The sequence below is a fragment of the Ramlibacter alkalitolerans genome (assembly GCF_016722765.1).
Taxonomy (GTDB): Bacteria; Pseudomonadota; Gammaproteobacteria; order Burkholderiales; family Burkholderiaceae_C; genus Ramlibacter; species Ramlibacter alkalitolerans.
In genome coordinates, this window is record NZ_JAEQND010000007.1 from 332503 (window position 1) to 346469 (window position 13967).

Annotated in this window: 10 protein-coding genes; 1 reads left to right on the plus strand and 9 read right to left on the minus strand. The window is 68.8% G+C overall.

The features are described from left to right. Positions 1–88: 88 nt before the first annotated feature. The 9 genes from ubiB to JI746_RS14665 all read right to left on the minus strand — a co-directional run bounded on the left by ubiB (position 89) and on the right by JI746_RS14665 (position 12154). Complete coding sequence (gene ubiB, locus JI746_RS14625) at positions 89–1648, minus strand: ubiquinone biosynthesis regulatory protein kinase UbiB (protein WP_201690424.1); 1560 nt, start codon at positions 1646–1648, stop codon at positions 89–91. Continuing rightward, positions 1645–2244, minus strand: a complete 600-nt coding sequence (locus tag JI746_RS14630) for a hypothetical protein (protein ID WP_201690426.1) — start codon at positions 2242–2244, stop codon at positions 1645–1647. The genes ubiB and JI746_RS14630 overlap by 4 nt, the downstream gene beginning before the upstream one ends. 85 nt (positions 2245–2329) lie before the next feature. Then, positions 2330–3331, minus strand: a complete 1002-nt coding sequence (locus JI746_RS14635) for a Tim44 domain-containing protein (RefSeq protein WP_201690428.1) — start codon at positions 3329–3331, stop codon at positions 2330–2332. 32 nt (positions 3332–3363) lie between these two features. Next, positions 3364–4095 carry a bifunctional demethylmenaquinone methyltransferase/2-methoxy-6-polyprenyl-1,4-benzoquinol methylase UbiE gene (gene ubiE, locus JI746_RS14640; RefSeq protein ID WP_201690430.1) on the minus strand — a complete coding sequence of 244 codons (732 nt, stop codon included), beginning with the start codon at positions 4093–4095 and terminating at the stop codon, positions 3364–3366. Positions 4096–4108: 13 nt separating this feature from the next. Further along, a complete protein-coding gene (locus JI746_RS14645) occupies positions 4109–4519 on the minus strand; it encodes a gamma-butyrobetaine hydroxylase-like domain-containing protein (protein ID WP_201690431.1) in 411 nt (136 codons plus the stop codon). Between the two features lie 37 nt (positions 4520–4556). Further along, a complete protein-coding gene (locus JI746_RS14650) occupies positions 4557–6071 on the minus strand; it encodes a ShlB/FhaC/HecB family hemolysin secretion/activation protein (protein WP_201690432.1) in 1515 nt (504 codons plus the stop codon). A 240-nt stretch (positions 6072–6311) separates the two neighbouring features. Next, positions 6312–7691, minus strand: coding sequence for a FecR family protein (locus tag JI746_RS14655; RefSeq protein ID WP_201690433.1), 1380 nt, complete (start codon positions 7689–7691; stop codon positions 6312–6314). Between the two features lie 138 nt (positions 7692–7829). Further along, positions 7830–8261, minus strand: coding sequence for an HIT family protein (locus JI746_RS14660; RefSeq protein WP_201690434.1), 432 nt, complete (start codon positions 8259–8261; stop codon positions 7830–7832). After that, positions 8258–12154 carry a DUF3683 domain-containing protein gene (locus JI746_RS14665; protein WP_201690435.1) on the minus strand — a complete coding sequence of 1299 codons (3897 nt, stop codon included), beginning with the start codon at positions 12152–12154 and terminating at the stop codon, positions 8258–8260. Before JI746_RS14665 ends, JI746_RS14660 begins: the two co-directional genes overlap by 4 nt. A 173-nt stretch (positions 12155–12327) precedes the next feature. Here JI746_RS14665 and ugpB point away from each other — a divergent pair, with 173 nt between their 5' ends. Beyond that, positions 12328–13632, plus strand: coding sequence for a sn-glycerol-3-phosphate ABC transporter substrate-binding protein UgpB (gene ugpB / locus JI746_RS14670; protein ID WP_201690436.1), 1305 nt, complete (start codon positions 12328–12330; stop codon positions 13630–13632). The last annotated feature ends 335 nt before the right edge of the window (positions 13633–13967 follow it).

Here is a 13967-nt window from a genome sequence, read left to right on the forward strand (position 1 = left end):
GGGAACTCTCCGGTCTGGTCAGGCATGCAGCCGCGGCGGGCGGCGCGCGGCGACTGCCGAGCATTATGGGGGGAACCGGGGCCCCTGTTCAGAACAGCCGGATGCGCACCACGAATTGCATCACGACCAGGCCCAGAGCGAAACCCACGCCGCCATAAATGATGCCCTGCAGGAGCCGGTTGGTCCGCTTGAGTTCCGCCATCAGTTCGTCGGACTCGTGGCGCAGCAGCCTTTCTTCGCGCCGCAGGTACTTGTGGATCAGGTGCGGCAGCTCGGGCAGGATCTTGGCGTAGCGCGGCGCCTGGTCGCGCAGTTCCTCCCACAGCTTGTGCGGGCCGACCTGGTCCAGCATCCAGCGCTCGAGGAAGGGCTTGGCGGTGTTCCACAGGTCCAGGTTCGGGTCGAGCTGGCGGCCCAGGCCCTCGATGTTCAGCAGCGTCTTCTGCAGCAGCACCAGCTGCGGCTGGATGTCGACGTTGAAGCGGCGCGACATCTGGAACAGGCGCATCAGCACCATGCCCAGCGAGATCTCCTTGAGTGGGCGGTCGAAGTACGGCTCGCAGACCGTGCGCACCGCGCCCTCCAGTTCGTCCACGCGGGTGCCCGGCGGGACCCAGCCCGACTCGATGTGCAGTTCGGCCACGCGCTTGTAGTCGCGGCGGAAGAAGGCCGTGAAGTTCTGGGCCAGGTATTCCTTGTCGTATTCCGTCAGGGTGCCGATGATCCCGAAGTCCAGCGAGATGTAGCGCCCGAAGGTGCCCTGGGCGAGGCTCACCTGGATGTTGCCCGGGTGCATGTCGGCGTGGAAGAAGCCGTCGCGGAACACCTGGGTGAAGAAGATGGTCACGCCGTCGCGGGCCAGCTGGCGCAGGTCCACCCCGGCGGCGACCAGGCGGTCGACCTGGCTGATCGGAACGCCGTACATGCGCTCCATCACGATCACTTCCGGGTGCACGAAGTCCCAGTACATCTCCGGGATCAGCACCAGGTGCAGGCTCGACATGTTGCGGCGCAGCTGCGCGGCATTGGCGGCCTCGCGCACCAGGTCGAGTTCGTCGTGCAGGTACTTGTCGAACTCGGCGACCACCTCGCGCGGCTTCAGGCGGCGGGCGTCGTACGAGACGCGCTCGACCCAGCGCGCCATCATGCGCATCAGGTCGAGGTCCTTGTCGATGACCGGCAGCACGCCCGGCCGCAGCACCTTGACGGCGACCTGCTTGAGCTCGCCGGTGCGCAGGCGCAGGGTGGCGAAGTGCACCTGCGCGATCGAGGCGCTGGCGACCGGCTCGCGCTCGAAGCTCTCGAAGATGGTGTCGATGGGGCGGCGGAAGGCCCGCTCGATCATGGCCACCGCCACCTCGGACGGGAACGGCGGCACCCGGTCCTGCAGCAGCGAGAGTTCGTCCGCGATGTCCTGCGGCAGCAGGTCGCGCCGGGTCGACAGCACCTGGCCGAACTTGACGAAGATCGGCCCCAGGTGCTCGAAGGCCTGGCGCAGGCGCTGGCCGCGCGGCGCATCGAGGCGGCGCCCGAGCCGGACGATCCGCGCCAGCCCGCGCGTGACGCGGAAGCCGGAGAGCGCCAGCTCGTCCAGCCCGTAGCGCAGGATCACCCAGAGGATGAAGGCCGCGCGCAGGTAGCGCGTCATCCGCCGGCCTGCCCCGGCGCGCTAGGGCCCTCGGGTGTCCCGGGCGCACCAGGCGTGCCGGGCGCCGCCGCTGCCGCGCCGCCGCGGCCGACGAAGCCGCGCACGGCCTCGACCATGCGCCGCGCCACGGTGGCCACCGCGTGCGCCGGCGCGTCGCCGACGATGCGCGCCAGGTCCTCTTCCAGGTCCCAGCGGACGTGGTCGACCAGCCACTGCACTTCCGCGGCGAGTTGCACGTCGCCGGCGATGCGCACGGCCGGCTTCTCGCCGCGCAGGGCGCTTTGCGCGATCGAGAACGGGGACTCGTCGGTGAGCGTCAGCGTGAGGTCAGGGTTCTGCGTGATCGGGCCGAGGTCCAGCAGCCCCGCCGGCGTGGCCTGCAGGCGCACGCTGAAGCCGCGCCAGTGCGCCTCGACCAGCCGGCCGGCCTGCCGTTTCAGGCGCGCCTGCGCCTCCGGCTCCTGCTGCAGCACGTGGTTGAGCGTCAGCACGAGGCGGCGTTGCGTCTCCTGCACCATCCACGGCGGCGGCTGCAGGAGCTTGCCAGCGCGATCGAACAGCTGGTCCAGAAACGATGCGGGGGATGGTGTGGCCATCCCCCGATTATCCGTTGAGCGTTGAGCGTTCGGCGTTGGGCGTGTTTTGTCTCCTCGCTCAACGCTCAACGCTCAACGCCGCACCTCATTGCAGCGCCTGCACGCCCGCCACCAGCCAGCCCGCGCTGCCGTCCTTGGGCTTGATCATGTTCCACACTTCGCGGAAGGGCGCCGGGCCGGCGGAAGGCTCTTCGCGGATCATGCCGGAGAACTCCACGCTGGCCATGTACTCGGTGGCGAGTTCCTCGATGCCGAGCAACTGCGCTTCCAGCATGACGACCTCGGTGCTCTGGGGCGCGCCCTGCCCTTCGCGCTCGCGCTCGGCCATCTGCTTGCGCACTTCGCCCAGCATCTCGTCGGTCATCATGCTGCGCAGAGTGCTCATCTCGCCGCGGTCCCAGGCGCCTTGCAGCGTGTTGAAGTTGCGCTTGGCGGCCTGCAGGAAACCTTCGGTGTCGAAGCCTGCCGGCACGCCCCAGTTCTGCGAGCCCGCCAGCGGGTCGCCCTGGCCTTGCAGCCCGGAGCCGATGCGCACGCCGCTCGCCGCGGGCGGGGCCGGGTGTTCGGCGCCGAAGGTGGATTCCCACGGCCGGGCCGAGGCATCGTTGCCCACCTTGGCCGGGTTGTACTGGCGCAGCGACGCGGGAGCGTCGGCGCTGGAGCCCGATCCCGGGTACGCGTAGCCCTGCGCAGCGTGCTGGCGCCGCGCGCGCATCATGCCGAACACGGCCATGATCACCAGCGCCAGCAGCGCGAACAGCAGGAACTGGCCGAAGCCGGCGCCCAGCCCCAGCGAGTGCGCCAGCCAGGCGAGGCCCAGGCCGGCGGCGAGGCCGCCGAGCATGCCGCCCCAGCGGCTGCGGGCCGGCTGCTGCGCGGCCGCCGCGGCGCCCGGCTGCGCGCTCGGGCTGCGCTGCGGCTGGACGCTCGAGGGCGCCGGCGCCACGGCCGGTGGCGTCGCCTGCCGCTGCGTCACGTTCGGGGACTGGCGGCCGAACGAGCCACCGCCGCCGAAGCGGCGTGCCGCTTCGGCGTCCATCGTGCCGAGGGTCAGGGCCATCGCCAGCATCACGGTCCAGAACTTCATGGTCGCACTCCTTTGCCTGCCCAGGTGGGGGCTCAGCACTTGATTCCAACGTGGAGGGCCGCGACGCCCACCGTCAGGTTGTGGTAGTCCACGTGGCCGAAGCCGGCCATCTTCATCATGGCCTTGAGCTCCTCCTGGCCGGGATGCATGCGGATCGACTCGGCCAGGTAGCGGTAGCTGGCCTCGTCCCGGGCGATGAAGCGGCCCAGCCGCGGCAGCACGTTGAACGAATACCAGTCGTAAGCCTTCTCCAGCGGCCGCGCCACCTTGGAGAATTCCAGCACCAGCAGCTTGCCGCCGGGCTTGAGCACCCGGAACATCTCCGCCAGGGCCTTGTCCTTGTGGGTCATGTTGCGCAGGCCGAAGCCGACGCTGACCCGGTCGAAGCTGTCCCTGGCGAACGGCAGTTTCTCCGCGTCGCAGACCACGGTGGGCAGGACGAGGCCGGCATCGAGCAGACGGTCGCGTCCGACGCGCAGCATGGATGCGTTGATGTCCGTGTGCACGACCATTCCGCTAGCACCGACCTTGCGCGCGAAGGCCTGCGCCAGGTCGCCGGTGCCGCCCGCGATGTCCAGCACGCGCTGGCCGGGCTTCAGGTCCGCCACCAGGACCGTGTAGGCCTTCCAGGCCCGGTGCAGCCCGAGCGACATCAGGTCGTTCATCACGTCGTAGCTGGGGGCGACGGAATCGAACACGCTGCGCACGCGCCGCGCCTTCTCCCGCTCGTCGACGGTCTGGAAGCCGAAGTGGGTCTCGCTCATGGGTTCGCCGTCCTCAGTGGCCGCAGGAAGGCGCGGGCTTGGCCGGCATGGCGGCGTCGCGGTCGGCGCCGGCTTCCTGCAGCCGGCGTTCGTACTCCTGCCAGAGCTGGGCCTGCTGCGAGCCCAGGTAATACAGGTAGTCCCACGAGAAGATGCCGCTGTCGTGGCCGTCGGAGAACACCGGCTTGACGCCGTAATTGCCGACCGGCTCGAGTTCCAGGACGTCGACGTTGCGCTTGCCCGTCTGCAGCACCTCCTGGCCGGGGCCGTGGCCCTGCACTTCCGCGGAAGGCGAATACACGCGCATCAGCTCGAAGGGGATGCGGTACGCCGAACCGTCGGAAAAGCCGACCTCCAGCACGCGCGAGGCGCCATGCAGGGTGATGGATTCGGGGGAAGGAGTCTCGCTGCGCAAACCGGCCATGCCGCCAGTTTAAGCGCAGCGCGGCCGTTCAAACGTCTTAGAAACGATACGAGAGGTTGATATAGAAACGGTCGTCGCCGTCCTGCGGCGCGTTGGAATTGAGCGCCGGCGGCACCTTGCTGCCCTGGACCAGCCGACCGTAGTCGAGCGAGGCGCCGAAGCCGCCCGCCGCGTAGCGCAGCCCCACGCCGACGCTCGCCAGCCGGTCCGAGGCGGGCCTGGCGAAGGCGTCGGGACTGTTGTTCCAGAGATACCCCGCGTCCAGGAACCCGAGCAGCCGCAGCCCGGCGAGGAGTTCCGGCGTGCTCACTTCGACCGTGGCGGAAATGCCCTTGTCGCCCGAGATCGGCCGCTCGATGTCGGTGCCGCGCACGGACCCCAGGCCGCCGAGGCCGAACTGCTCGCCGGAAATCAGCACGTCGGGGCTGTACTGGAACACCGTGCGGGCGGACCACAGCCACGCCTGCGCCAGCGGCGCGGTGTAGCTGGCGCCACCGCGCAGGGCCTTCCAGTGGACGGTGGTGATGCGCGGATCCTCGCTGCGGTAGGAAGCCAGGTCGTTGTGCGCGCCGGCCCCGGTGTTGGCGGCGAGCTCCACGTTGTAGCCGTAGGCGGAGCGGTCGGTCTCGGTGCGCGCGGTGTAGCCGACGCTGACCGGGCGGCTGCGGCGGTCGAGCGCGTCGGGTGCGACGATGTCGTTGATCCTGGCAGCGTCGAACACGCGGTCGTCCAGGCCGAGGCTCACGTAGCTGCGGCGCGCGCCCTGCGGCGGCAGGTAGACGGTGGTGCTCAGGCCCAGCGTGTGGCCGGCGCCGGTGCTGGAAAAGGCGCCGAAGTTGCCCACGACGTCGGAGCGCGTGTAGCTGGCGCCGATCACGGTGCCGGCGGCGTACAGCGGCACCTTGTACGCGAGGCCCAGTTGCCGGACGTCGCTGGTGCGCTGCAGGGAGGTGGTGTAGGCGCCGATGAACTGGTGGTCGCGGTTGAACAGGTTGGTGTGGCCGGCGGTGAGGGTCACGCGGTCGCGGCCGGTCGCCGCCGAGCCCGCGTTCGAGGCCCACAGGCCGAGCGTCCAGGGCCGCTGCTCGCGCACGGCGATCGTCGCGTCGATCCTGTCCGGCTCTTCGGATTCATGCAGCCCCACCTGCACCTGCTTGTTCGGGTTCTCGTTGGCGATGGCGGTCTGCACCGCCAGGCGCCTGAAATTCGGGCTTTCGCCGGCGCGCAGTTCCGGCAGGGTGCGGCGGATGTTCTCCTCGTCGTAGATCTGCCGTCCTTCGATCTGCACCTTGCCGAGCGCGAACTTCACGATCGAGAGCCGGACCGTCTGCCCGACCTCCTGCGGCGGCAGGGCGACGCGGTGCAGCCCGAAGCCGGCCGCGCGAAAGGCCGCCTCGAGGGCGGCCGTGGCCTGCTGCAGGGTCTGCAGCGTCGCGTCCGGCCGCAGGAAGGGGGCCAGCACGCGCTGCGCGGCCGACTCGCCGATCGGGTTCTCGCCTTCGAGCTGGAAGCCGCGCAGGGGGAACACCACCGGAGGGGCCGCTTGCGCCATGGGCGGACTGGGGCGCACGGGCGCGGCAGCGGAGGATGGTTGCGCACCGGCCGGGCCGGCCGCCAACGCCGCAAGTGCGCCGAGCGCCGCGAGCGCGCGCGGGGACAGCCGCGCAGCCGGCGCCAGGGCAATGCATCGTCTCATGTTTCTTCGCGCTCTCGTTCTTCTCTCGGCCGGCCATTGTGGCGGTGGCCCCGGTGTTTGTCATCCGCCGCTGCGGCGACGGTCAATGGCGGCTTGCTACCTGCAGACGTTGCTGCTGCGGATGCCCGACTCGGTGAGCACCGTCGCCACCATGGGATTGCGCGCGCTGGGCAGCGGCATGCGGTCGAACTCGATGAACTTCGGGATCAGCGTCGGCCGCGCGGTCTCGCCGCCGGGGCCGGCGAAGCCCGCCTCGCCGCGGCCCAGGTGCAGCACTTCACGCGCGCTGGCGATGTCGACGTCGCCCTCGCGCACGAACACGAACAGGCCCTCCTCGGCGTCCGACAGGCCGCGGGTGGCGAACAGGTTGGCCGGCACGCTCACCTGGTCGGGACGCGCGCCTTCCACCAGCGGCTGGCTGGTGACCGGCTGGACCACGCCCGAGGCCGGGATGAACAGGCCCTGGCCGGCCTGCAGCACCTGCAATGCGGTCTGGCCCTGCTGCATCACCGCGATGGCGCCGAGCCAGGTCCACACCGTGAAGCCTTCGCTGTCGGCAGCGGCGACGTCACCGGCGCACGTCCCCGTGCACAGGACATCGAAGCCGGTGCCGCGGATGCCAATGCTCGCCGTGGCGCTGCTGAAGCCGACGTTGCGGTTGTTGGCCCGGGCGATCAGCCCGGTGAGCGCGCGCACGGTGCCGCGCAGGATGGAGGCGAGGAAGCGGCCCTCGCCCGGGTTCTGCTCGTCGTAGACGAAGTTGTCGAGGCGAAAGCGCGTCTGCGAACCGAGCGTCACCCGCGATTCGTCGCGAAAGGCCAGCACCGCCTGGGCGCCACGCGCCGTTTCGACCAGGTCGCCGGGATAGATGCTGCCGCCTTCCACCAGTCGCCGGCGCTGGCCGGCGCCGTCGATGGCGAAGACCTCGCCCTGCGCCACGACCACCTTGGCGCTGGCCTGGACCGCGTTCGGCCGCGCGGTCTCCGGCACGGCGGCCGACTCGGTGCCGCAATCGCGCGCGCACAGCCGGGCATCGAAGTCGGTGCCGCGGATGCCGATCGTGGCGCTGGGGGTCTGGATGCGCGCGGCATCCGGCGAGCCCTTGGAAATCAGCCCGGTGACGGCCCGCAAGCCGCCGCGCACCATCTGCAGGAGCAAGCCGTTGTCCGGGGCCTTGTCGCGGAACTGGACCTGCTGCAGGACGATTTCGGACTTGGGGCGGATCGTCATGCGCGTGCCGTCGGCCAGCCGGACGATGGCGGAGGCGCCTTCCGCGGTGGTCAGGCGATCGCCTTCCTTCAGTGGCAGGCCGCGGCCCAGCGTCCGGGGCGTCTCGCCGGGGGTCTGCGCAAAGCCGACGCCGCGTGCGAATTCGACCTCCCCTGCGGACGTCTGCGCCTGGACGGGGGCGGCCAGCAGCAAGCCGGCAGTGGCGACGGATGCAAGCCACTGGAATGCAAGTTGCGCGGCGCGCATGACGTACCTCCGGAGACCGGCGTTGCCACCGGATCGCTTGACCGGACGGTTATACACGGTTGCCGCAGAGCCGGAGGTGGCCCGCCTGGAGGAGTGCGCGCCGCCGTCGTGCCGGATGTCACGCGGCGCGGCGGATTTTCAGGGGCGCTGCGGCAGCGCGCCCAGCAACTCCTGCTCGAACGCCGGCAGGCGGGCTTCGAGCGCCTGCAGCCGCGCCGGATCCTCGCTGCGCTGCGGCTGCGCCCAGACGGCGCCGGGGAAGTGGCTGTCCCAGGTGTAGCGGCCGATCACGTGCCAGTGCAGGTGCGGCACCGCGTTGCCGAGCGCCGCCAGGTTGACCTTCTCCGGCTGCAGGTGCCGCAGCATGGCCTGCTCCATCACGACCAGGGTCTCCATGCACTCCGCACGGTCGGCCGGCGCCAGCTGCGAGAACTCGCGCACGTGCTGCTGCCACACCAGGCGGTAGAAGGCCGGGAAGCCGGCCTCCTGCGCATGGACGATGCGCCAGTGCGGCGCCTGAAGGACCACCCGGCCGCCCGGCGCATCGCACAAGGCACAGGCGATGCTCATACCAGCACCCGCTCGATGCCGCCCTCGTTGGCGGCCCGCACGTACTCCTTCATCCAGTCGGCGCCCAGGATCTTGTTGGCCATCTCCACGACGATGTAGTCGGCCTCCAGCAGGCCGTTCTGCAGGTCGTGGTTGTAGCGGTGCATGCCCTGCAGGCAGCTCGGGCAGCTGGTGAGGATCTTGATGTTGTCCTTGGGGCCGACCGCACCGGAGGCGCGCAGCGCCGCTTCGTCCTTGCGCAGCTCCTCTTCCTTGCGAAAGCGTACCTGCGTCGAGATGTCGGGGCGGGCGACGGCCAGCGTGCCGGACTCGCCGCAGCAGCGTTCCGACTTGCGCACGTTGTCGCCGACCAGCGCCTTCACCGTCTTCAGCGGCTCCTGCAGTTTCATCGGCGAATGGCAGGGATCGTGGAACAGGTAGCCGCCGGCGCCTTCGAGCTTGATGCCCTTTTCCAGCAGGTACTCGTGGATGTCGATGATGCGGCAGCCGGGGAAGATCTTGTCGAACTCGTAGCCCTGCAGCTGGTCGTAGCAGGTGCCGCAGGACACCACCACCGTCTTGATGTCCAGGTAGTTCAGGGTGTTGGCCACCCGGTGGAACAGCACCCGGTTGTCGGTGATCATCTTCTCGGCCTTCTCGAACTGGCCGGCGCCGCGCTGCGGGTAGCCGCAGCACAGGTAGCCCGGCGGCAGAACGGTCTGCACGCCGGCATGCCACAGCATGGCCTGCGTCGCCAGCCCCACCTGCGAGAACAGGCGCTCGGAACCGCAGCCCGGGAAGTAGAACACCGCCTCGCTCTCCGAGGTCGTCGCCTTCGGGTCGCGGATGATGGGCACGTAGTTCCGGTCCTCGATGTCCAGCAGCGCGCGCGAGGTCTTGTTCGGCAGGCCCCCGGGCAGCTTCTTGTTGACGAAGTGGACCACCTGCTCCTTGATCGGGGCGGGCATGTGCGTGTCGGGCGGCGCGGTGACCTGGAAATGCGCCAGCCCGCGCATCAGCGTATTGCCCAGGCGCTGCGCCTTGTAGCCGACGCCGATGACGGCGGTGCGCAGCAGCTTGATCGACTGCGGGTTGGTGGCGTTGAGCATCAGCATCGCCGCCGCGCTGCCGGGACGGAAACTCTTCTGCCCCATCTTGCGCAGCAGGTTGCGCATGTTCATCGACACGTCGCCGAAGTCGATGTTCACCGGGCACGGGTTCACGCACTTGTGGCACACCGTGCAGTGTTCGGAGACGTCCTCGAACTCCTCCCAGTGCTTGATCGAGACGCCGCGGCGCGTCTGCTCCTCGTAGAGGAAGGCCTCGATCAGCAGCGAGGTGGCGAGGATCTTGTTGCGTGGGCTGTACAGCAGGTTGGCGCGGGGCACGTGCGTCGCGCACACCGGCTTGCACTTGCCGCAACGCAGGCAGTCCTTGATCGAATCGGCGATGGCGCCGATGTCGGACTGCTGCATGATGATCGACTCGTGCCCCATCAGGCCGAAGGACGGCGTGTAGGCGTTGGTCAGGTCGGCATACACCGAAGTGTCCGCGTCGACCTCGCCCGCCAGCGAGGGCCGCAGCAGCTTGCCCTTGTTGAAGCGGCCCTGCGGATCGACCTTCTGCTTGTACTCGGCGAAGGGCGCGATTTCCTCGTCGGTGAGGAATTCGAGCTTGGTGATGCCGATGCCGTGTTCGCCCGAGATCACGCCGTCGAGCGAGCGCGCCAGCAGCATGATGCGCTTGACCGCCTCGTGCGCCGTCTGCAGCATCGCGTAGTCGTCGCTGTTGACGGGGATGTTGGTGTGCACGTTGCCGTCGCCGGCGTGCATGTGCAGCGCCACCCACACGCGGCCCTTGAGCACCCGCTGGTGGATCGCGTTCAGCTCGGCCAGGATGGGCGCGAAGGCATTGCCCGAGAAGATCTGCACCAGCGGCGCGCGGATCTGCACCTTCCAGCTCGCACGCAGGGTGTGGTCCTGCAGCTGCGGGAACAGCGCGTCGGCGTTGGCAAGCCACTCCTGCCATTGCGCGCGCACTTCGCGCAGCAGCGCGATCGCCTGCTGCACCCGGTCTTCCAGCAGTTCGGCCGAGGGGATCTCGCCGGCGTCGTCCTGCCGCCCGAGCGGCAGGTTGCCGCGGGTGAAGAAGAACTCGAGTTCGTTCGCCAGCGCTATCTTGTTGCGCAGCGACAGCTCGATGTTGATGCGCTCGATGCCGTCGGTGTATTCCGCCATCCGCGGCAGCGGGATCACCACGTCCTCGTTGATCTTGAAGGCGTTGGTGTGCTTGCTGATCGCCGCCGTGCGCTTGCGATCGAGCCAGAATTTCTTGCGCGCCTCCGGGCTGGTGGCGATGAAGCCCTCGCCGCTGCGCGAATTGGCCAGCCGCACGACCTCGGAGGTGGCGCGGGCCACCGCGTCGGGGTCGTCGCCGGCGATGTCGCCGATCAGGACCATCTTGGGCAGCACGGCGCGCTTGGACTTGGTCGTGTAGCCCACCGCCCGCAGGTAGCGGTCGTCCAGGTGTTCGAGGCCGGCCAGCACGGTGCCCGTGCGGCGCTGCTCGGCGAACATGAAGTCCTTGATCTCCACGATGCTGGGCACCGCGTCGCGCGCGTTGCCGAAGAACTCGAGGCACACCGTGCGGGTGTGCGCCGGCATGCGGTGCACCACCCAGCGGGCGCTGGTGATCAGGCCGTCGCAGCCTTCCTTCTGGATGCCCGGCAGGCCTGAGAGGAACTTGTCGGTGACGTCCTTGCCCAGGCCTTCCTTGCGGAAGCGCGCGCCGGGGATCTCGAGCCGCTCGGTGCGATCGGGCTTGCTCCAGTCGACCTTGTTCGCCGCCGCGAACCAGCGCAGCTCGAAGGTGGCGACCGGCGCGTCGTGGATCTTGCCCAGGTTGTGGTCGAGGCGCACGACCTCGAGCCACTCCGCTTCGGGCGTGACCATGCGCCAGGACAGCAGGTTGTCCAGCGCGGTGCCCCACAGCACCGCCTTCTTGCCGCCGGCGTTCATGGCGACGTTGCCGCCGATGCAGGACGCCTCGGCGGAGGTCGGATCGACGGCGAACACGAAGCCCGCGCGCTCGGCGGCATCGGAGACGCGCTGCGTGACCACGCCCGCCTCGGTCCAGATCGTCGGCACCGGCTCGGCATGGCCGGGCACGGTGACGCGCTCGACCTCCGTCATGGCCTCGAGCTTCTCGGTGTTGATCACCGCACTCTTCCACGTCAGCGGGATCGCGCCGCCGGTGTAGCCGGTGCCGCCCCCGCGCGGGATGATGGTCAGCCCGAGTTCGATGCAGCCCTTCACCAGGCCCGCCATCTCGGCCTCGGTGTCGGGCGTGAGGACCACGAAGGGATATTCGACCCGCCAGTCGGTGGCGTCGGTCACGTGCGACACGCGCGACATGCCGTCGAACTTGATGTTGTCCTTGCGCGTATAGCGGCGCAGCAGGCGCTGGGTGCGCGCGCGCAGTTCGGCGGTTTCAGCGAAGGCGGCATCGAAGCGGTGCACGGCCCGCTCGGCGGCCTGCAGCAGTTCGCCCACCAGGGCATCGCGCTGCGGGTCGCCTTGCGGATCGCGGCGCTTGCCGATCTCGGTGAGGCGGTGGTGCAGGGCCTCGACCAGCAGCTTGCGGCGCTTCGGGTTGTCGAGCAGGTCGTCCTGCAGGTAGGGATTGCGCTGCACGACCCAGACGTCGCCCAGCACCTCGTACAGCATGCGGGCGGAGCGGCCGGTGCGGCGTTCCTCGCGCAGGCGATTGAGCACGTCCCAGGCGCGGGAGCCCAGCACGCGGATCACGATCTCGCGGTCCGAGAACGAAGTGTAGTTGTACGGGATCTCGCGCAGGCGGGGCGCATCGCCACCGGCCGCAGCCATGAGTTGTTCGAGTGTCGTTGGCGCGTTCATCTTGTCAGTGCGACGTCAGCCAACCATGCAACTTCGGCTGAAGAGGGATGTTACCGCAGTGCAGCAACGCGCTGTCGCAAGGGCTATCGGAAACCCCCTTGCCGCCACGGACGAGCCTTCTGTCTAATCCGCGCCAACGGTTCCGTACACTACCGAATTCGAAGGAGAAGTTCATGAAGTTGAAGCTCTGCGCCCTTGCGCTGGCCTCTGCGTTCGCGTTGCCGGCCCAGGCCCAAGTGCAGATCCAGTGGTGGCATGCGATGAGCGGCCCGCTCGGCGAATGGGTCAACGACCTCGCCAAGGAATTCAATGCGAGCCAGAAGGACTACGTGGTCGTGCCGACCTACAAGGGCACCTACGGCGAGGCCTTCACTGCCGCGATGGCCGCCTACCGCGCCGGCAACGCGCCCGACATCCTGCAGGTCTACGAAGTGGGCACGGCGACGATGATGGCGGCCAAGGGTGCCATCAAGCCGGTGGCGGACGTGATGAAGATGGGCGGCACGAAGTTCGACCCGAAGGCCTACGTCTCCGCGGTGGCCGGCTACTACACGGCGCCCAACGGCGAGATGCTCAGCTTTCCGTTGAACAGTTCGACGACGGTCTTCTACTACAACAAGGATGCCTTCAAGGCGGCCGGCCTCGACCCGGAGAAGCCGCCGAAGACCTGGCCGGAGGTCGTCCGCGCCGCGGCCAGCCTGAAGGCAAGCGGCCACAAGTGCCCGTTCACCACCAGCTGGATCAGCTGGACCCAGCTGGAGAGCTTCTCGACCTGGCACAACGTGCTGTTCGCCACGCAGAACAATGGCTTCGGCGGGCCCTCCGCCCGGCTCGCCTTCAATTCGCCGCTGCACGTGCGCCACTTCGAGAACCTGGCGAACATGGCCAAGCAGGGGCTGTTCGTCTACAAGGGCCGCGACAACAAGCCGGACGTCGCCTTCCCCTCCGGCGAATGCGCGATGCAGACCGGCTCCTCCGGCATGTACTCGCGGGTCGCCAAGGACGCCAAGTTCGCCTACGGCATCTCCACCCTGCCCTACTACCCGGATGTTCCCGGCGCGCCGCAGAACACGGTGATCGGCGGCGCGAGCCTGTGGGTGATGAACGGCAAGAAGCCGGAAACGTACAAGGGCGTGGCGAGCTTCTTCAACTACCTGTCCCGCCCCGAGGTGCAATCGGCCAGCCACAAGCGCACGGGCTACCTGCCGATCACGATGGCGTCGTACGCACTGACCGAGAAGTCCGGCTTCTACAAGGAGAAGCCGGGCACGGACGTGGCGGTCACGCAGATGATCCGCAAGGTCACCGACAAGTCGCGCGGCATCCGCATCGGCAACCACAACCAGATCCGCACCATCATCGACGAGGAAACCGAGCAGATCTGGAGCGGCAAGAAGACCGCCAAGGAAGCGCTGGACGCCGCGGTCGAGCGTGGCAACGAGCAGCTCGAGCGCTTCCAGAAGGCGAACAAGTCCTGAGGGGACCGTCCGTCATTCCCGCGCAGGCGGGAATCCGGCGCGTGCGCATCCGGCTGCGTGCAGCGCGCAGCTTGAACGCCCTGGTTCCCCGCCTCCGCGGGGATGACGAAACCGGGGCGACGCGGACGTCCGTCATTCCCGCGCAGGCGGGAATCCAGGGCGTGCGCATGCGGCTGCGCGGCGCGCGCAGCTTGGAAGCCCTGGGTCCCGGTGGTCTCAACCGGTCAATGCAACATGATTCATGTTGTGAAAGGCCGGAATGACATCGAGAAAAGATCGAGGGCTGGAGCCCGAGCAGAACGCCGAGATGTGGCGTCGCTGGAAGAACGGGGAAT